The 18,836-nt window shown below is 52.0% G+C and carries 17 protein-coding genes; 9 read left to right on the top strand and 8 right to left on the bottom strand.

Annotation, left to right across the window (positions count from 1 at the left end; all coding sequences use genetic code 11):
• Window positions 1-56 precede the first annotated feature (56 nt).
• Window positions 57-1,730: a glutamine--tRNA ligase/YqeY domain fusion protein gene (locus ACYX4J_RS07075; RefSeq protein WP_476178182.1), complete on the bottom strand. Its 1,674-nt coding sequence runs from the start codon at window positions 1,728-1,730 to the stop codon at window positions 57-59.
• A 213-nt stretch (window positions 1,731-1,943) separates the two neighbouring features.
• Between ACYX4J_RS07075 and ACYX4J_RS07070 the strand changes: the two genes are divergently transcribed.
• Together ACYX4J_RS07070 and ACYX4J_RS07065 are read left to right on the top strand one after the other, a co-directional pair.
• A complete protein-coding gene (locus ACYX4J_RS07070; RefSeq protein WP_108733726.1) occupies window positions 1,944-2,453 on the top strand; it encodes a peptidylprolyl isomerase in 510 nt (169 codons plus the stop codon).
• A 35-nt stretch (window positions 2,454-2,488) separates the two neighbouring features.
• Window positions 2,489-3,214, top strand: a complete 726-nt coding sequence (locus tag ACYX4J_RS07065; RefSeq protein WP_444907849.1) for a UDP-2,3-diacylglucosamine diphosphatase — start codon at window positions 2,489-2,491, stop codon at window positions 3,212-3,214.
• Here ACYX4J_RS07065 and ACYX4J_RS07060 read toward each other — a convergent pair.
• From ACYX4J_RS07060 to ACYX4J_RS07050, 3 genes are read right to left on the bottom strand one after another with little or no spacing between them, the layout of a single operon-like run.
• On the bottom strand, window positions 3,211-4,152 hold the full coding sequence (locus ACYX4J_RS07060; RefSeq protein WP_476178181.1) for an NAD-dependent epimerase/dehydratase family protein: 942 nt from the start codon (window positions 4,150-4,152) through the stop codon (window positions 3,211-3,213). The two genes, ACYX4J_RS07065 and ACYX4J_RS07060, sit on opposite strands and share 4 nt — an antisense overlap.
• 24 nt (window positions 4,153-4,176) lie before the next feature.
• Complete coding sequence (locus tag ACYX4J_RS07055) at window positions 4,177-4,977, bottom strand: glycosyltransferase (protein ID WP_444907847.1); 801 nt, start codon at window positions 4,975-4,977, stop codon at window positions 4,177-4,179.
• A gap of 34 nt (window positions 4,978-5,011) precedes the next feature.
• Entirely contained in the window at window positions 5,012-6,316 is a 1,305-nt protein-coding gene (locus ACYX4J_RS07050) for a condensation domain-containing protein (protein ID WP_476178180.1), read from the bottom strand.
• Between the two features lie 210 nt (window positions 6,317-6,526).
• Here ACYX4J_RS07050 and ACYX4J_RS07045 point away from each other — a divergent pair, with 210 nt between their 5' ends.
• The 5 genes from ACYX4J_RS07045 to adiC all read left to right on the top strand — a co-directional run bounded on the left by ACYX4J_RS07045 (window position 6,527) and on the right by adiC (window position 15,041).
• Complete coding sequence (locus ACYX4J_RS07045; protein ID WP_476178179.1) at window positions 6,527-7,687, top strand: saccharopine dehydrogenase family protein; 1,161 nt, start codon at window positions 6,527-6,529, stop codon at window positions 7,685-7,687.
• Window positions 7,688-7,785: 98 nt separating this feature from the next.
• Window positions 7,786-9,468: an FMN-binding glutamate synthase family protein gene (locus tag ACYX4J_RS07040; protein WP_476178178.1), complete on the top strand. Its 1,683-nt coding sequence runs from the start codon at window positions 7,786-7,788 to the stop codon at window positions 9,466-9,468.
• Window positions 9,469-9,493: 25 nt separating this feature from the next.
• On the top strand, window positions 9,494-11,206 hold the full coding sequence (locus ACYX4J_RS07035; protein ID WP_476178177.1) for a thiamine pyrophosphate-dependent enzyme: 1,713 nt from the start codon (window positions 9,494-9,496) through the stop codon (window positions 11,204-11,206).
• Window positions 11,207-11,247: 41 nt separating this feature from the next.
• Window positions 11,248-13,551 (top strand): Orn/Lys/Arg family decarboxylase, encoded by a 2,304-nt coding sequence (locus ACYX4J_RS07030; RefSeq protein WP_476178176.1) that lies wholly within the window; start codon window positions 11,248-11,250, stop codon window positions 13,549-13,551.
• Window positions 13,548-15,041 carry an arginine/agmatine antiporter gene (gene adiC, locus ACYX4J_RS07025; protein WP_476178647.1) on the top strand — a complete coding sequence of 498 codons (1,494 nt, stop codon included), beginning with the start codon at window positions 13,548-13,550 and terminating at the stop codon, window positions 15,039-15,041. Before ACYX4J_RS07030 ends, adiC begins: the two co-directional genes overlap by 4 nt.
• A gap of 2 nt (window positions 15,042-15,043) precedes the next feature.
• Here adiC and ACYX4J_RS07020 read toward each other — a convergent pair whose 3' ends face one another.
• Window positions 15,044-15,514, bottom strand: coding sequence for a YpsA SLOG family protein (locus tag ACYX4J_RS07020; protein WP_475709805.1), 471 nt, complete (start codon window positions 15,512-15,514; stop codon window positions 15,044-15,046).
• Between the two features lie 129 nt (window positions 15,515-15,643).
• On the opposite strand from ACYX4J_RS07020, the gene ACYX4J_RS07015 reads away from it, so the two are divergent.
• Window positions 15,644-16,099, top strand: a complete 456-nt coding sequence (locus ACYX4J_RS07015; protein WP_476178175.1) for a DUF2269 family protein — start codon at window positions 15,644-15,646, stop codon at window positions 16,097-16,099.
• An 18-nt stretch (window positions 16,100-16,117) separates the two neighbouring features.
• Here ACYX4J_RS07015 and ACYX4J_RS07010 read toward each other — a convergent pair whose 3' ends face one another.
• From ACYX4J_RS07010 to ACYX4J_RS07000, 3 genes are all read right to left on the bottom strand, one after another.
• Entirely contained in the window at window positions 16,118-17,098 is a 981-nt protein-coding gene (locus ACYX4J_RS07010) for a hypothetical protein (RefSeq protein ID WP_444907840.1), read from the bottom strand.
• A gap of 74 nt (window positions 17,099-17,172) precedes the next feature.
• Complete coding sequence (locus tag ACYX4J_RS07005) at window positions 17,173-17,802, bottom strand: malonic semialdehyde reductase (RefSeq protein ID WP_476178174.1); 630 nt, start codon at window positions 17,800-17,802, stop codon at window positions 17,173-17,175.
• A 54-nt stretch (window positions 17,803-17,856) separates the two neighbouring features.
• Complete coding sequence (locus ACYX4J_RS07000; protein ID WP_444897790.1) at window positions 17,857-18,321, bottom strand: DUF3429 domain-containing protein; 465 nt, start codon at window positions 18,319-18,321, stop codon at window positions 17,857-17,859.
• A 70-nt stretch (window positions 18,322-18,391) separates the two neighbouring features.
• On the opposite strand from ACYX4J_RS07000, the gene ACYX4J_RS06995 reads away from it, so the two are divergent.
• Entirely contained in the window at window positions 18,392-18,652 is a 261-nt protein-coding gene (locus ACYX4J_RS06995) for a DUF3081 family protein (protein ID WP_413662543.1), read from the top strand.
• The last annotated feature ends 184 nt before the right edge of the window (window positions 18,653-18,836 follow it).

Here is an 18,836-nt window from a genome sequence, read left to right as displayed (position 1 = left end):
TGGGCCAGTCATTGACCCAGCCGCGAAAACTGCCGCTCGGGCAGCCCTCCGCCTTGCTATTTGTTTTGCTCTTTGGCCCAGCTGTCGCGCAGACCAATGGTGCGGTTAAACACCGGCGCTTCCGCGCTGCCGTACTTGCTGTCGCGACAGAAGTAGCCGTTGCGCTCGAACTGGTAGCCCTGCTCCGGCTCCGCTTTGGCCAGGCCGATTTCCGCCTTACAGCCTTTTAGGATTTGCAGGTTGTCCGGGTTTACGCAGTCGAGGAAGTTCTTACCGCCGGCATCCGGCGCCGCATCATTGAACAGGCGATCGTAGAGGCGCACTTCGCAATCGACATTGTTGTCCGCAGATACCCAGTGAATAACGCCCTTCGGTTTAACGCCGTCGGCCGGATCTTTGCCCAGGGTGTCCAGATCAACCGAGCAGATCACCTCAACAATTTCTCCGGCATCGTTCTTCACGACTTCTTCAGCAAAGATCACATAGGCGTTGCGCAGGCGAACTTTTTTGCCCAGCACCAGACGCTTGTACTTCTTGTTGGCCTCTTCGCGGAAATCCTCTTTCTCAATATAGAGAGTGCGGCCAAAAGGAAGTTCACGGGCCGGCAGATCATCGCGCACCGGGTGGCCAGGTGCTGACAGCATCTCTTCCTGGCCTTCCGGGTAATTTTTCAGGGTAATCTTCAAAGGCTCCATCACGCACATGGCGCGCGGTGCATTTTTATCCAGATCGTCGCGAATGCTGTATTCCAGCATGCCCACATCGACAACTGAGTCGGAGCGGGTTACACCGATCATCTCGCAGAAGTTGCGAATGGAAGCCGGGGTGAAGCCGCGACGGCGCATACCGGAAAGGGTCGGCATGCGGGGATCATCCCAGCCGTCCACATGGCCTTCGTCTACCAACTGCTTGAGCTTGCGCTTGGACACCACGGTGTAGTTGAGGTGCAGGCGGGCAAATTCGTACTGACGCGGGCGCGAAGGCACCGGCAGGTTCTCGATCAGCCAGTCGTACAGGGGCTTGTGATCTTCAAACTCCAGGGTACAGATGGAGTGGCTGATACCCTCAATCGCATCACACTGGCCGTGAGCGAAATCGTAGCTGGGGTAAATGCACCACTTATCACCGGTCTGGTGGTGAGCCATCTTTTTGATGCGGTAGATGATCGGGTCGCGCAGGTTGATATTCGGTGCGGCCATATCGATCTTGGCGCGCAAACTGCACTGGCCCTCTTCCATTTCACCGTTGCGCATCTTTTCAAACAGCGCCAGGTTTTCCTCGACAGAGCGATCCCGGAAAGGGCTGTTTTTGCCCGGCTCTTTCAGCGTGCCACGATAGTGACGAGCTTCTTCTGCGGACAGGTCGCAGACATAGGCCTTGCCCTCTTTAATCAGGTGCAGTGCCCACTCGTACAATTGATCAAAATTATCCGAGGAATATTTGGCCTCTCCATTCCACTCAAAACCAAGCCAGGAGACATCGCGCTTAATCGCATCGACAAACTCTTCTTCTTCCTTGGCCGGGTTGGTGTCGTCAAAGCGTAAATTACAGGTGCCACCGAATTCCTGCGCCAGACCAAAATTCAGACAGATGGACTTGGCGTGGCCAATATGCAGGTAGCCGTTGGGCTCCGGCGGGAAGCGGGTCGCGATCTGCGTAACCCGGCCCTCAGTCAGATCTTCACGGATAAGGTTCTGTAAAAAGTGAGCTGGCTTGCTCTCGGATGTCATAGGATTCTCTTAATTTACAGCTGTGCGAACGTAAACGGCGAATTATAACCTACTTGAGAGACAGAATATCGAATTTGAAGGAACGCTTTTCATAGAAATTCACTGCAAGCGTTTGATTTTTGTGCAATTGACACAGATATTCCGACACAGCATTTTACAGCTACAGACTACAAGGTATCATGCCGCCCCAAATCAACCCTCATAGGACATTTTATGATCACCCTTCACACAACCCATGGAGATATAGCCATCGAATTGGATTTCGAAAAGGCACCCAAGACTGCTGCCAACTTTTTGCAGTACTGCCGTGACGATTTCTATACCGGCACTGTCTTCCACCGGGTGATCAACAACTTTATGATCCAAGGTGGCGGCATGACTCCAGACATGCAGCAGAAGGAAACCCGCGATTCCATCGAAAACGAAGCCAACAACGGCTTGAAGAACGACACTGGCACCCTGGCCATGGCCCGCACTATGGACCCGCATTCCGCCAGCTCCCAGTTCTTTATCAATGTTAAGGACAACGATTTCCTGAACTTCCGCAGCGAAGATTCTCAGGGTTGGGGTTACTGCGTATTTGGTAAGGTTGTCGACGGCATGGACGTGGTCAACAAAATCAAAGACGTTAAAACCGGCAGCAAAGGCTTCCACCAGGACGTACCCCTGGAGACTATCGAAATCACCGGTATCAGCATCTCTGACGCCTACGCCGATAAGTAATTCCACGGGTCAGTACCGACTCTAAGGCGGGGACATTGTCTACTTATTTTATTTCTGACTTGCACCTCGACGAAAAACGCCCGGATATTACCCGGGCGTTTTTTGATTTCCTGCACGGGCGAGCTGCCGGTGCTGAGGCGCTATATATTCTCGGCGACTTTTTTGAGGCGTGGGTTGGCGACGACGACGATGCCCCGCTGGCCCGCGAAGTGATTGGCGAGTTAAGTCGCTATAGCGGTACCGGCGTAGAGTTGTACCTGATGCACGGCAATCGAGATTTCCTGCTGGGTACCGACTTCGCCCAGCGCGCGGGAGCCACTTTACTTCAGGACCCGACTGCGTTGTCCCTCGGTAATGAGCGCGTGTTGCTTATGCACGGCGACAGCCTTTGCACCCTCGACAAAGAGTATATGGCGTTCCGCCGCCAGGCCCGGGACCCCAAGTGGCAACAAGAGCTATTGACCAAGTCCCTACAGGAACGCCGCGCTATTGCCGCGCAGATTCGTATGGCATCCAAGAGTATGAACAGCCGCAAGGCCGAAGACATCATGGATGTGACCCAGGAAGAAGTGGAGCGGGTGATGCTTGAGCACAATGTGCACCGACTGATCCACGGCCACACCCACCGGCCCGCCCGCCACGCGTTGACAATCAACGATGAACCGGCGGAACGTGTTGTGCTGGGAGACTGGGATAAGAATGCCTGGTGCCTGAAAGCGGACAACGACTCACTGGAGTTGATTCACTGGCCGATCAGTTAGGAACCGGCGTTTTGGATGAGGCTCTGCTGTTGCTGCACAGCCTCTACCAATTCCCCAAGCGTCTCCCACAAACGCTGTACACCCCCAAATTGAAAACCTTTCCCCTGTAAATAAGTGCAATCCATCACTGCCGGCGGTTTCACTTGTGGCTGGGAAGGTAGCGGTCCCTGCTGTCCGGATATCGATCTTAGAATCTTCACCAACTCGCGACTGCTAACCAGGCAATCACTACAATTTACTGCCCGTCCCCGGGCATCTTCGTGCTCCAGTAAAAGCTCTACCGCCCGCGCCACATCTTCTCCGTGCACTTCCGTTGAAAGCCGGGAAGTTAAATAGGCTTCCCCAGATATCACGGCTCGAGCGATGTCATACCACTTGCTGCGACTTAGTGGACTCACCAGCCCGTAAACTCCAGTTAAGCGCAATGAAACCGCATGCCAGCCACGCTGATACGCCCAAGCAGACAACATGGCTTCCACAGCCGCTTTATAGCCGCCGTAGAAAGTATCCGGCTGAACAACCTGCTCCTCACTTAAAGAACCGCTCAACTTTCCAGTGGCATAAACGGCACGACTGGAAATAAACACAAATTTTTTTACCTTCGCTGCATAGGCGAATCGGATTAATGCCAGGGTTTGATTGAGGTTTACATGTAAAAAACCCTCGAGATCATCCCCCTCCCCATTTCGATAGCGCCCGGGAAGATGCTCGAAAGCCGCATGCACCACCACATCCAGATTGCTGGCGAATGTCTGTAGTGTTTTATCAGAAGTAATATCCCCGACGCTCCACGCCAATCTGGGTGAAGCAATACTGCTAAAAAGAGCTGCTCTTTCCTCCCTGCGCAGTAATGCTCGCACTTCATAGCCCTGCCGCAAAAAATGCCTGACCAGAAATTGCCCCACATAGCCACTGGCGCCAGTAATCCCTATTCTCACAATTCCCTCTCTCGATTTTATTTTCTAAGCACGGGCCAGCTCATCCAGATCAACGGCAATATCTCGCCCTTCGTAAACAGCCCACCACAAGTCGATCAGGGGTTTGAGCTTTTCAACTTTTGAGTGCTGTTTTTGCCAGGGTTTTTCATATTGGTAGTGAATGACATGAATACTGTCCCACTGCCACAGCTGGGGTAAATTCAGGTAGAGGTATTGCAAGGCGTTATAGATATAAGGCAAACCGTGCCAACGAGGGAAAAAGGACTGCAAAAAAGTCTGGTCTGTGCGCCGCCAGAAAACTCCTGGTCGATCCAGTTGCTCAAGCATTTTTTGGTAAGTCGTTTCACTCGGTACCGCAGTAAACAATCCCGAATTCATGCGATGAAATCCATCCAAGTCTTCGTAAAGATTGGGCGCTGCGCAAAATTCCGGATAATTCATCAAGTGATCAATATTGCGCAAAACCAGGGTGTCTGCATCCAGAAAAACAAGCTTATCGAATTGGGTCAATTGCCACAGTGCCAATTTACAAAAGTTATTCAATGGGTCATGGAAAGCGGGCTTACTACCCTTATCAAAGGGCGCGCGCCGGTGCAAAGAATCGCGTTTATGGCGGTGGATAAACTCATCGGAAAAACGAGGCGTATAAACTTCTTTTATCTTACAGCCCGCCGCTTCCAATGGCGCTGCATCACAGCTGTTCGGTGGCACCATACAAATTAACGGATAGGCACTGGCCGTACGATCCAGTGAGTGTTTCAGTGCCTGCGCACCTATTACATAATCCGGACTATTGACCAGGGTCACAAAGGCACATCTTGACATAACAATTGGCTCTACAGTCCCTATACAGCGTTATTTACAGCGGCGGTAGAATATCTTCAGGCCCGCACAATAATCTGTCACACCAGCGACTTACCATTTCCTCTACTTGTTTTTGTTCGAAGCAATTCTCATTGTAGATAAAGCTAGAGCGCAACTTCTTTCCAAAGACAGTAATAGAAAGATAGATGCCATATGGCGTTAAGCGCGTCGCCAGGGGGACAATGCGAATTTTCAAATGGTCATTCAATTTGACCCAGTCGGAAGTTTCACCGGTATAAACTGCAAAAAAACCTTCCCGATGCTCCTCTGTTTGCAGGAAAGTCACCAAGTAGCAATGGGATGCATCGAGGTGATGGCCAATCAGGCCGTGAGGCCCAATTGCATCAGCAGCATAAACCGTGCGCATGGCATACTTTATCTCCGCAGACAGGCGCGTGAGCTTCTCCTGCCAGGATTCATCCCTACAAACCATCAGGTTGACATACCTGCACATGGGGCCAAACACTTCCCGATACTCTCTCTTTAGCCGAAGGGATAAATTGCCATTCATCCAAAAAGAGTGAGGTATGAATTCACATAAAACTTGCTGAAATGCGGCTGCCAGATAGGCGAAGAGACTCACATTCTCCGAGCTGGCCAATGCCTTTATCTGCTCCAGCTCAATCTCATCTATGTGCTGGATTACTTCACTACAAATAACCGAGGTCTCTTCCGATTGGGGCAACTGCTTTATCTTATCTTTTTGGGATTGCAACTTTTGCTGCCAAAGATTTCGCGCCTTATCCCCCCTCGGCGATCTCAGATAGGTATTTTCATAATTCACATAATCAGCAAAGTCTGCAGTTTCCACCCTGGGTTGATAATCCTTACCCTTCACACTATCCAAATAGTGAGTCAAGGATTCAGACCAGAGGAGTGACAAGCTAATCCCATCGGCAATGATGTGGTGACACTTGGTCAAGAAAATGTATTCATCTTCTCCACTGCGAAGAACACTGAGTCCCAACAATTGGTCCTGCGTCAAATCCATTGGCGAGCTACCAAATTGACGCAAAAAGCTCTCGAAGTGAGTATCACTTATGTGGCGAATGTCGATGTAGTCCAGTTCAATATCTACAAAAGAGCGAACAGCCGGTTCCCCGCTATAACGACAGCGAAAAATCGGATAGGTATTTACCACCTCTGAAATGGACTTCTTAAACAGTTCAACATCGAATTCTCCTTTGAAAACCATGGCGCGGGTAATCAGGTCGACCAGATCCTTGCGGTGATGCAAATCATAAATACGCTGCTCAGTGATCGATAGGGGGACCTGAGTCGATAAACTCCAACCGGCCATTCTGGTCTCCAAAAGTCATTTGCCCGAAACAAGATCACTAATGAATCTGATAAAACTGCACAAGATCATCCGGAACGTTACTTTTAGAATATACAAAACAGTGAAATGACAACGGCGGTATGCTGAAGGCGCAGACAAGATTCTCTTGATTTAAGTCACCGGCACGATGCATGATCTCTACAAACTATAAGGGGCAGGAGTTCCATCCAGGTGATCAATAACCTGAATAAACGCGTAATGATTCTCGGCGGCTACGGCAATTTCGGTGCACGTATTGCACAAATGCTGAGTTCTGAGCCCAATATCCAGCTGATTATTGCCGGCCATAACAAGACACGGGCAGACCGCTGCGCCCAATCACTCGGTGGCCTCGCCGAGGGGTTACGACTGGAGCGAGACTCCATCAACTTGGCTGCGCAACTGAAAGCCTTGCACCTGGATTTATTGATCCACTGCGCTGGCCCCTACCAGAGAGAAACCGATTACCGGGTGGCCAAAGCCTGCATTGAAGCCCGCACACCCTACATCGATATTTCAGATGCGCGCCGCTTTGTATGTGATTTTCACCGTCTCTCCCCGGCCGCCGAGGCCGCCGGTATCGCCATGGTATCCGGTGCCAGCAGCCTGCCCGGCCTCAGTTCAGCAGCCATAGCTGAGATCCAGAAAGAGCTACCGGTCATTCGCTCCGTGCAGGCGGCAATTGCTCCGGCACACAAGGTAGAACGCGGCCTCGCCACCGTGCGCTCCGGTTTTGAAGCGCTGGGAGAGAGCTTCCCCCAATTGCGGGATGGGCGCTGGAGAGAATCATTTGCCGGCAATCACCTGCGCTCGGTAAGTCTTGCCCACCCTGTGGGAAAACGCTGGCTGTGCGACTTTGAAGTACCCGACCTGGAGTTGTGCCCCAGGTACCTGCCAGATTTAAACACAGCACTATTTTCCACGGGGACAGAGCCCCTGATTCTCCAGGCCGGCCTGTCTTTGTGCGCCCAGCTCTCGCGCCTAAATTTGCCCGCTACAAGCTCCCGCATCGCACAGATTGCCCATAAATTGAGTGCCCGCTGGCCTGGTGGCAGCTCTCACGGCGGCATGATTGTCCGCGCACTGGGTGAAGATGCTGACGGTAGGACAGCTGGTAGGCAGTGGCAAATACTTGGAATGGATGGCGATGGCGTCTGGATTCCTGCAGCACCCGCAGTGGCTTTAGCGAGAAAATTCCTTCGCGGTGAGATTTCAGACAGTGGCGCGCGCGCATGCTGGCAACTATTGAAGCTGGATGAAATTCTGGATGAACTGAAGGATTACTCCATCGTCACTGCCATCGAGTTTTTACCTGCAGAGCAAAATTCACTGCCTGCGTTGGCGGCGAGCTAGGGGAAAAAGCCCTTTAGTTGACCTTATCAAGGCAGAACCCTTACAAATGATCTAGGTTCAGTATCGGAACTTTATGTAACGATGCTGAACCTGATTTTATGAGTAGCTCCAACCCCTGGTGCGCCTATTCCGGCCGGAATGGTATAAAGCGCGCAATTATCCCCATTACCGCTCTTATCCTGACCCCATTCTTCTTGGTGTTCACGTTTACAAACAGCGCCTGGTGGCTGGTGGCTCTACTGATTAGCGTTTCACTGGTACTACTGGGAATCTACGATATGCTCCAACCCCACTGGAGCATTACGCGGAACTTCCCGGTTGCCGGCCGCATTCGCTGGATATTCCTGAACCTGCGTCCCTATTTCCGCGCCTATATGGTCGAGGGTGATGAGGAGGGGCGCCCTTACAGCATTGAAGCCCGACGACTGGTGTACGCCCGCTCTGAAGGTTTTTCCGATATGCATCCGTTCGGCACTGAAAAAGATGTGCAGAGCGAGGAATATACCTGGCTCACTCACTCAGTGAAGCCCGAAAAAAATGCAGACACTTCCTGCCGTACTGAAGTGGGCACGGGCCGCTGCAAACAGCCCTACTCCGCCGCCCTGTTAAATATCTCCGCCATGAGCTTTGGCGCTCTGTCCGCTGCCGCAGTAGAAGCCTTGAATAAAGGAGCCTCAATTGGCGGCTTCTATCACGATACCGGTGAGGGGGGTATCAGCCCCTATCACCGCAAACATGGCGGCGACCTAGTGTGGGAATTGGGTACCGGTTATTTCGGTGCGCGCAACGATGACGGCAGCTTTAACCCGGACCTATTCCGCGAGGCCTGTAACGACCAGGTTAAAATGACGGAAATTAAATTGAGCCAAGGAGCGAAACCCGGGCACGGTGGGGTATTACCTGGCACCAAAGTAACTCAGGAGATCGCCTCCACCCGGAAGGTTACGCCCGGCCAGGACTGCGTATCCCCCCGCGCGCACTCCATGTTCTCCACCCCCATTGAAATGCTGGAATTTGCCGAACAAATGCGTGAACTGTCCGGCGGCAAACCGGTAGGCATAAAACTCTGTGTAGGGCATATCTACGAGGTGATGGCCATAATGAAGGCCATGCACGAAACCGGGAAACTGGTGGACTTTATTGTTGTAGACGGCGCCGAAGGCGGTACCGGTGCAGCGCCGCTGGAGCTTTCCAACCACGTGGGTATGCCGCTGCTGGAAGGGTTGATTATCGTACGCAATGCCCTGGTGGGGGCGGGCCTGAAAGATAAGGTGAAGCTGGCTGCCAGCGGCAAGGTTTATTCCGCATCCGGACTAGCGCAATGCTTGGCCATCGGCGCCGACTGGTGCAATGCGGCGCGGGCCTTCATGCTTTCCGTAGGCTGTATTCAATCCCAACGCTGCCACACGGATACCTGCCCAACTGGCGTTACCACCCAAGATCCTCGGCGTCAGCGTGGGCTAGTGGTGGATGTGCAAAGCAAGCGAGCGGCGGCCTTCCAGGCAAAAACCCTCGAAGCATTGGAGGATATTGTGGCCGGCGCGGGGCTTACCGACCCCCGAGACCTAAAACCCTATCACATGATTCACCGAATTAATGGCGCAGAATCCAGGCCGATAGATCGTATCTGGCATTTTCTTGACACCAACTCGCTGATCGACGCACCAGAAGATACGCCCTACTGGCACTGGTGGCTGGCCGCACAGGCAGACAGTTTTCAGCCTGCGATCAAGCTCGAAGAAGGCAAGTACGCGTCGATCCGCCGCGCTATTAACCGCTAGCCTCACCCAATCTGTGGAGATTGCTATGCAAACCGTTTCAGAGATTATTGTCGATACACTGGTCAAGGCCGGCGCCAAACGGTGCTACGGCATTGTCGGCGATACCATCAATCACTTTACATCAGCGGTACGCACTTCCGACTTGGAGTGGATACATGTGCGTCATGAGGAAGTGGGCGCTTTCGCCGCTGGGGGGGAGTCTTACCTTACCGGTGAGCTGAGTGTCTGCGCCGGGACTGCCGGACCCGGCAGCCTGCACTTTATCAACGGCATTTTTGAAAGCCATCGCAATGGCGCCCCGGTGGTACTGATTGCATCCCGCATCGACCGTGCGGAACAGGGGTTCGGCTATCCACAGGAAGTGGACCAGCAAAAACTCTACGAACAGTGTTCGGTCTTCTGTGAAACCATGACCCACCCGGAGCAAGCCCGTCGAATGATTGTGCAGGCGGCACAAGCTGCGCTTACTCGCGGTGGTGTCGCGGTGGTGCAAATTAGCGGCGACTTGTTCAAGGAGAAGACCAAAGACAGTCTGCCCTGGTCGGTACATCGCCCTGAATGGCTAGCGCGTCCGTCTGACTCTGAGCTCGACGCCCTGGCAAAGAAAATCAACGCCGCAAAAAATATCACTATTTACGGCGGTATCGGCTGCCGTCACGCTCACGATGAAGTAGTAAAACTGGGACAGCACTTGGCCGCTCCTATCGCCCACACCACCAAGTCGAAAGAGTTTCTCGAATACGACAACCCCTGCCATGTGGGCATGACCGGGATTCTCGGCAATCCCGCGGGCTACCGGGCCATGGAGACTTGTGACCTGTTACTGTGTCTGGGTACCGATTTTGCCTACACCCAGTTCTACCCGAAAAAAGCCACCATTATTCAAATTGATGCGGAAGCGCCGCACCTGGGGCGACGCGCTCCTGTGGATATGGGCCTGGTAGGGCATGTGGGGCCCACCATTGAAGCCCTCTTGCCCCGATTAAAGGCCCGCACCGATAGCACCTTCCTCGATGACCTTCTCGAACGATACAAAAAAGATCGGGAAGAGATGAAGAGCCGCGGCAAAGAGAAAGACCCCAGCCTGATCCACCCTCAATTTGTCGCCCAGACGCTCAACAAGCTGGCCGATGAGGATGCCGTATTCACCGCCGATGGCGGCGCCTGTATGGTTTGGATGCTCCGCGACCTCACTGCCAACGGCAAACGCTCATTTCTCACCAGCCTTTCCCACGGCACCATGGCCAACGCCTACCCCCAAGCCCTGGGCATGGCCAAAGCCTATCCCGGGCGCCAGGTCATCGCTATGTGCGGCGACGGTGGTATGACCATGTTAATGGGAGACCTGTTGACACTGGTGCAAGAAAAAATCCCATTAAAAGTCCTGGTATTTAACAATAACTCCCTCGGCTTCGTAGAGATGGAGCAGCGCATTGAGGGGCTTCTCGACAGCTATACCGACTTACATAACCCGGACTTCGGCCGCGTTGCCGAAGCTTGTGGCATCAGTGGTGCCAGTATCGAGAGTGCGGATCAGCTTGAGGAAAGTATGAAGCGCTGGCTCGCCACTGACGGGCCGGCACTACTCAGCGTACCGACGAACCGCGTGGAGCTAGTGATGCCGCCGGAAGTTACAGCGCAGCAAGTCACCTCCACCGCACTGTTCGGACTTAAGGCAATACTCAACGGCCGCGCCGATGAGGTGGTAGATCTTTTGCGAGACAATTTCCTGCGCTGAGACTTTTTAGCAGGCCACAACAAAAGGTTTGTGCGGCACTCATGCATCATTTCGGACAGCAACGCCATAACAGCATGCTGGCCCTGATCGCCAGCAGTGAAGTCGACGACAACAGCGCTCCCGGCCGCGCCGCCATGAGGCTACAGGCAGAGTTATCAGAGCGAAAAATTGACGTAATAACAACCACCAGTGGTAGTGATGCCTGCGCCATACTGAGTACTAACACCGCGATCCAATGCCTGCTGATTAATTGGACCCTGCCCGGTGAAGCGAAATGCCCCGCCCTGGTTGTATTGGAAGAACTTCGCGCCCGCAATCCCCAAATGCCGGTATTCCTTCTGGCAGATCAGCAGACTGTCAGCACCATGCCGCGACGGGCCCTGGAATTAGCCAACGATTTTATCTGGATGCTAGAAGATACCCCGACCTTTATCGGCGGTCGCATCCAGAGTGCGATTGAAAGATACCGCCACGCCATTCTTCCCCCCATGTTTCGCGCCCTGACCCACTTTGCCCGGGTCCATGAATATTCATGGCACACACCCGGCCACACTGGGGGAACAGCTTTTCTCAAATCCCCTGCGGGTCGCGCTTTTTACGATTTCTTTGGGGAAAATATGTTGCGCTCGGACCTCTCTGTTTCTGTAACAGAGTTGGGATCGCTTTTGGATCACTCGGGCCCCATTGCCAAGGGAGAGAAATATGCAGCAAAAGTATTTGGTGCGGATCGCACTTACTATGTAACCAATGGCTCTTCGACATCGAATAGAGTGATATTGATGGCATCGGTTACCCGGGGGCAATTGGCTCTGTGCGATCGAAACTGCCATAAATCCGTCGAACACGCGATCACCATGTCAGGTGCAGTTCCAACCTACCTGATTCCCCTACGCAACAACTACGGCCTCATAGGCCCTGTCCCTCCCCAACAGTTGACGGCCAGCTCTGTTGCCAATGCTATTCGGCAAAACCCTTTGTCCAAGCACGCCAAAAACTCCCGTGCCGTTCACGCAGTCATTACTAATTCCACCTACGACGGTCTCTGTTACAACGTGCGCAGAGTGGAAGAACTTCTCGGCGAGTCCGTTGATCGCCTGCACTTTGACGAAGCCTGGTACTCATACGCTCGATTTAATCCTATCTATCGAGATCGCTTCGCAATGTATGATTTGGGCGAAGCCGACGCGAAAAATGGCCCGAGCAAATTTGCCACTCAGTCAACACATAAATTACTTGCCGCATTGTCCCAGGCATCGATGATTCACATTCGCGATGGGCGTAAACCCATTGAGCATGGGCGCTTTAATGAAGCCTTTATGATGCATGCCTCAACCTCCCCACTTTACTCCATCATGGCCTCCAATGATGTGAGCGCAGCAATGATGGATGGGCCGGGTGGAAAAGCATTAACAGAGGAGTCAATTGCTGAGGCCATAGCGTTCCGACAAGTATTGTCCCGTTTGCAACAGGAGTATCGCGATAAAGAAGAGTGGTTCTTCGGAGGTTGGCAGCCTGAGCATGTCACCGACCCCAGTAACGGGCACAACTACGCCTTTCACAGCGCCCCAGCAGAGCTCCTGTGTCATGAGCCCAGCTGCTGGTTATTAGACCCCGGCGAGTCATGGCATGGATTTGGTGATATTGAGCCAGATTACTGCATGTTGGACCCGATTAAAGTATCGATTACCACCCCAGGGATAAACCCTGATGGCAAACTGTCTGCATCTGGAATACCTGCCAACATCGTCAGTAAATACCTGGACAATCTCGGCATTATCGTGGAAAAAACTACCGATTTTACGATTTTGTTCCTGTTTTCTATCGGTATTACCAAGGGTAAGTGGGGCACTCTAATCAATGCTTTACTGGCCTTTAAGCGCGACTTCGATGCCAACCGGCCCTTGAGTGAATGCCTGCCAAACCTTTTAAAAAAGTCCCCAGCCTATCGCAATATCGGGCTGCGCGACCTTGCAGACAATATGTTTGCTTCCATGAAAAAATTGCAAACCACAGTGCAAATGTCTGCAGGGTTTTCAGCCTTACCTAGAGCTGACTGCAGTCCGGTACAAGCTTATGAAACCCTGGTTCGCGGCGATGTGGAAATGCTTCCGCTAAGCAAGTTACCGGGACGTACCGCAGCCACAGGCGTTGTACCCTACCCTCCAGGTATTCCTCTGCTAATGCCCGGCGAAAATTTTGGCGATGAAGATAGTCCGGCATTGATTTACTTGAGAACTCTGGAAGCCTTCGACCAGCAATTTCCAGGCTTTACCCACGATAACCACGGAGTAGAGGTGCGGGACGGCCACTATCATATTTACGCCCTGCGGGGAGACTCGCCATAGGCTCGCCTATCAAAGAGGAGCATAAAATAGGCCTGGTCCCCGCAACCCTGATGGTTGCAGGCAATATGATGGGCTCCGGGGTTTTTATGCTCCCCGCCAATCTCGCTGCAGTCGGCAGTATTTCTTTGATCGGCTGGTTGATAACCATCGTCGGCGCTATCTCCCTAGCCCTGGTATTTGCCAAGCTCGCCGCTATCTACCCCGCAGCCGGCGGCCCCTATGCCTATGCCCGCCGCGCTTTTGGCGATTACATTGGCTACCAAACCAATCTGGTTTACTGGCTGGCCAATGTAATCGGTAATGTTGCGCTGATTACTGCAGGCCTGGGCTATCTGACCCATTTTTTTCCACCGTTAAAAGACCCACTGACTTTTGCCATGGCCCAGGTTGCCATGGTCTGGCTGCTAACTTACGCCAATGTACTGGGCCCGCGCACCGTCGGTCGCATCCAATCCCTCACCACCGGCCTGGTTTTGCTTCCAATCCTCGGCACCGCTATTTTTGGCTGGTTCTGGTTCGACCAGCAAAACTTTACCAGCAGCTGGAATGTCTCAGGCAAAAGCGACCCCAGTGCTATTATGGCCAGCCTGACCTTCACGCTCTGGGCCTTTATTGGGGTGGAAACCGCCTCTGTATCCGCCGCAGTGGTAAAAGACCCCACCAAGAACGTCCCAATCGCAACGGTTGGGGGAGTTATCCTGGCTTCTATTGCCTATGTACTCAGCTCATCGGTCATTATGGGGATGCTGGCGAACCAGGAATTAATCAGCTCCTCCGCTCCCTTTGCCGATGCTGCTCGCCTGGCACTGGGAAATACTGCGGCCAATGTCGTAGCCCTGTGCGCCGCTATTGGCTGTATCGGTTCATTGGGCGGCTGGATACTGTTGGTGGGGCAGTCTGCCAAGGCGGCGGCAGATGATGGCCTGTTTGCAGCACTATTTGCCCGCACCAATAACAAAGGCGTACCTACCGGCGGATTAACCCTGGTGGCCGTGTTGATGTCTGTATTGATACTCTCCACCATATCGCCAACGGCCAGCCAGCAGTTTGGCAAAATTGCCTCTGTCGCCGTGATTATGACACTGATGCCCTATATCTATTCTGCGGTAGCTTTGCGGGTTTTGGCCTACGGCAAAATGCCGCCTCAGCAGTACGGACTGTTTACTGTGATTTTGCTGATTGCTGCGGTGTACTGCCTTGTGGCCCTGGTGGGATCTGACGGACAACAAACCCGCTGGTCCCTGATCTTTGTGATTGCGACAGTCATTTTTTATGCGCTAATTTTAAATCGCCGTCGCAGCGTTGAAGAAAAGCACTTTCTACCCGGTGGGCCAGAACCAGCCTGGGTTCACTACTTCACTCTCTTTGCCACAATTGCTGCCCTGTGCCTGTTCTTCTGGTTTTCCGTGGGGCAATACCCGGACCTGGAATTGCGCTTGCGCGCACCCAACCCCTCAGGTCATCATCTTGAGGGGCACATTGAACCCTAGACTCAGCGGGTTAGCGCCCTCTCGATGGTTTCCGCGGTAATTTCAGTAATCCCTTGGGAGTTGGATTCACGGTTACCCGCCACATTGAGCGTCTGCGGACGATTCTTGAGGATAAAGTCGCGCACCAGTTGTACTCGATTGGCATCAGTCGGATTGACTACTAAGTGTGGTCTCCCCGATGCCTGGCAGAACTCAATAGTAAACAGAGTGCCATCACTACCGGGATTGGTTGTGAAGATAATAGTGGCATCGGAGTTGCGGATATTCTCCCGGGTGCGCTCTTCCAGATCCGGGGACGTGTTTTCAATCAGCCCAAGCCCTTTCAGAAAATCCGGCCGATCACCGATCTCAGTCCAGTAACCCTGTGGCGCTGTGCCACCGGTGGCAATTCCCAGGCGCTGCCCCGCCAGCAGGCCACCGGTATCCGCCCCCGTCTGACCACCACTAATAATTTTCTCCGGTCGGAATATCACTTTTCTCCCCCATATCGTTCATCGTCCTACTAGCTCGAGCTAGCAGATATCAAACCAGCGATAATTGGCATTGAAATTAACGATCGCAGCCACTAATTTATCTCCAACTTTAGTCTGGCCAGCAGCACTGTGAATTACTATCTGATACTGAAAACACTGCATATCCTCTGCGCCATAATCGTACTCGGCACAGGGACCGGCATCGCTTGGTACACCCTGAGGGGCTGGCAGTCCGGAAATGCCCAAGTTATGCAGTGGGTCAGCCGGGAGACGGTACAGGCAGACTGGATATTTACCGGATCGGCGGTAATTGGTCTATTCGGAAGCGCGGTGGGTATGCTGCTGATTAATCCAAGCTGGATGCAGCAAGCCTGGTTACAATTGGCCGCCGGTCTCAGCGCAACCGTGTTCTTGTTGTGGCTGCCGGTTGTTTACCTTCAGTACCAGCTGCGTAAACATGCCAAAGAAGACGGTAATATAGACAAAATGCGCAAGCTAATGATGGCTTGGTGCCTGCTCGGGGCTATCGCATTTCCCATGACCGTTACCATTGTCTATCTGATGGTATCCAAACCAGTACTATAAGGAACTTATGCCTGGCCCTTACCTCTTCGCCCCCCTGAGGGTCTTATAGCTCGCTCGATGGCCAATATCTTTCCACTGCCGCTTGAAGTCATCCAGGACTACCCCAGACACAATTTCTGCATTACCTTCCGCACTTTTATCCAAACGATGTATCGCTTCTTTCTTACATAAAGGAACAATAATTGCCGATCGTTCATGCCTGTCCATTCTCAACAGACGGCTGCGAATATGCTCTGCCTCACCACCAGTACAACTTGCATCTGTAATCACAAATACATTGGTATCACTGTCTAGATCCGAAGCTATAGTGCCAAAACCTAGATCAAACTGCCGAAATACCACCCCTTTGAACAACCCCTCCCCCACTTCCGAACCCGTTATAAAGGGCCAGGCATGCGCCAGGGTCCACAAGTAGGATTTACTTAAGACATATTGCAGGTGTTGATTGCGAACAAGCCCCAACTGGAATTGACGCTCAAAGGTTTCATCATTCAACTTGGCTTTACTGCAAATGGCCTTGGGAATGAGTTCCCCTTTGTAGCTGGTGGTCGGAATAACCACGATAAAATCATCAGCATCCCGCTTTTTTTCCAATGCCTTAAGAATGGTCGCCTGTAAATGTAAGACAAATTCCTCGGTGGTAATTACATCGTGTGGCAGCGCTGCGTTGTCCATTGCCAGGTTCATATAAAGTGTTTCCGCTCTATATGCCTGAATAATCGGCTCCAGCTCTTCTCGACTAAACAACAACTTTTCATCGAGAATCGCCTGCTCATTAATTTTCTTTGCGTAGCAATCTATCAGCAGTTGGTCTGCGGCATAGATACCGAAATTTCCCGAACTGACACAGCGGAAGTATTCCTCATCTTGCATCGACAAAAATCGCTCAACCACAGCCCGACTTATGTCCCGGCCAAACAACTCATAAAGCGCGTCCTCTTGCCTAGGTAAAAAATATTCTTCCGGGTCAATCAACCGCTGAGATCGTTTAAGAACCACTTAATCACACCTAATTCTTGATCCACTGCCATTAACCCGTATTAACAAATACGAATTATGTTAAACGCAACAATTTACAGAGTTCTGCACACTTCATCGAAATCCAACCGAGGGTTGCGCGGATATAATTTGTCAGTTTCGCCATAGCCAAGATTGCACAAGAAATTGGACTTAATATGACAATCGGGGAAGTGCTCCGGCAGAAAAGCCGGTGCTGAGCATTTGTCACTAAAGAATTCCTCATCAACCAATGCGTTATCAAACCCCGACATTGGGCCGCAATCGAGCCCCAGGGCCCTCGCCGCTAAAATAAAGTAGCCTCCTTGCAAGGAACCATTGCGAAATGCGGTAACCTCAGCGTATTCGGGGCTATCGGCAAACCATTCCCGCGCAGGAGTCTGGGGGTAGAGCTTCGGAAGGTGTTCATAAAAGTGCATATCGTAAGCAACAATGGCAGTCACTGGAGCCCGCATAGTTTTTTCAATATTTCCCTCATTAAGCGCTGGCTTGAGCCGCTCCTTAGCCTCCGTACTTACAACAAACACCAATCGCATAGGGCAACAATTAGCACTTGTAGGTCCGAATTTGACTAGGTCGTAAAGCTGTTTCAAAACCACTTCTGAAACCGGCTTATCCTGCCAATGACTATGGGTTCGGGCCTTATTGAACAACTGGTCGAGCAACTCAGAGGAAACAGGTTGCATAAGAGCTACCCCAAAATAACTTCGCTGGTAACAGTTTAGTTTGCGCCAGGCATTTCAAAGGAGCAGCAGAATCATTAGAAGATGGCAGGCCATCACCAGGTAGGTCACGATGCTGCGGGTGCGGAAATACTGATCCCTCCCGGGCAGATTGGGGTTCAACCGGGCCTCGGCCCAGACCACAAAACCGAAAGCAATTAGTAATACCGGTAATGCCCAAGTGGTGCGAAACATCAGCAACGCCACCCACCCCACCAACGTCACCAGGTTACTCAGTAGCGCTAAAATCATCCTGTGCGGATGCCCCACTTGATTGAGTGCAGCGCCCCACCAAACACCGCAAAGAAAACTCAGAATCACTGCGCTATAGGCGGTGAACAGCAGGCGCGGAGTCACTCCCCAAAGAGAAAACCCTAACCACTGCATAATGATTCCTGCGACAAATGGAATCAAACCAAGGTAAGCCAGCCAGTCAAACAGCCGCGTATCTACTGGTGGGTAGTGATGGATGTCAGTGTCCATGTCGTCTAAGCTTCCAAGTCAAAGACAGTTTCGTCTCAAACAACAAGCTTAGCGGCAGGAGCAAGCAGCAATGGATGCCGAACAGAAGATTGACGTCAAACAAGCGCTGCGGGTGTTTGATAGGGCGACAAAGGAGGGGCGCAAGGAAGGTAACGAATGGCATTACCAGGGGCTGGCAGTCAGCACTGACTTTGACGGCTATACGGTTTTTATCAACTCCCCCAAAGTAAAACTCACCATATTTTTCCACAATAAATTTTCTGTGGATTCCACCAGCAGTAAAGAGCTCGAAGAGTTTATTCGGCTATTGAAAAAGCTTGATTCAGGATAAGAGAAAAGAACCTAGAAACCTCAAACAGAGGTAAATTTTAAACACCAAAATGAGACACATTGAGAGCAACTTTTCGACATTCACTAAAAGAACACCGTAAGCACAAATGGAGACACCATCCGCCACCAAGCTTAAAAATCTTAGAAATCCAACGCATCCGGTTTAAAATTACCGCCTAATACTA

This window comes from Microbulbifer sp. ABM4_008, assembly GCF_056311705.1.
Note: the sequence above shows the minus strand (reverse complement) of the source record. Positions and strands in the feature narration are given on the sequence as shown.

Excerpts from the sequence above, each read along its gene's own strand:
- ACYX4J_RS07075 (WP_476178182.1), bottom strand. The coding sequence starts at position 1,730 with ATGACATCCGAGAGCAAGCCAGCTCACTTTTTACAGAACCTTATCCGT.
- ACYX4J_RS07070 (WP_108733726.1), top strand. The coding sequence starts at position 1,944 with ATGATCACCCTTCACACAACCCATGGAGATATAGCCATCGAATTGGAT.
- ACYX4J_RS07055 (WP_444907847.1), bottom strand. The coding sequence starts at position 4,977 with ATGTCAAGATGTGCCTTTGTGACCCTGGTCAATAGTCCGGATTATGTA.
- ACYX4J_RS07050 (WP_476178180.1), bottom strand. The coding sequence starts at position 6,316 with ATGGCCGGTTGGAGTTTATCGACTCAGGTCCCCCTATCGATCACTGAG.
- ACYX4J_RS07040 (WP_476178178.1), top strand. The coding sequence starts at position 7,786 with ATGAGTAGCTCCAACCCCTGGTGCGCCTATTCCGGCCGGAATGGTATA.
- ACYX4J_RS07035 (WP_476178177.1), top strand. The coding sequence starts at position 9,494 with ATGCAAACCGTTTCAGAGATTATTGTCGATACACTGGTCAAGGCCGGC.
- ACYX4J_RS07030 (WP_476178176.1), top strand. The coding sequence starts at position 11,248 with ATGCATCATTTCGGACAGCAACGCCATAACAGCATGCTGGCCCTGATC.
- ACYX4J_RS07005 (WP_476178174.1), bottom strand. The coding sequence starts at position 17,802 with ATGCAACCTGTTTCCTCTGAGTTGCTCGACCAGTTGTTCAATAAGGCC.
- ACYX4J_RS07000 (WP_444897790.1), bottom strand. The coding sequence starts at position 18,321 with ATGGACACTGACATCCATCACTACCCACCAGTAGATACGCGGCTGTTT.
- ACYX4J_RS06995 (WP_413662543.1), top strand. The coding sequence starts at position 18,392 with ATGGATGCCGAACAGAAGATTGACGTCAAACAAGCGCTGCGGGTGTTT.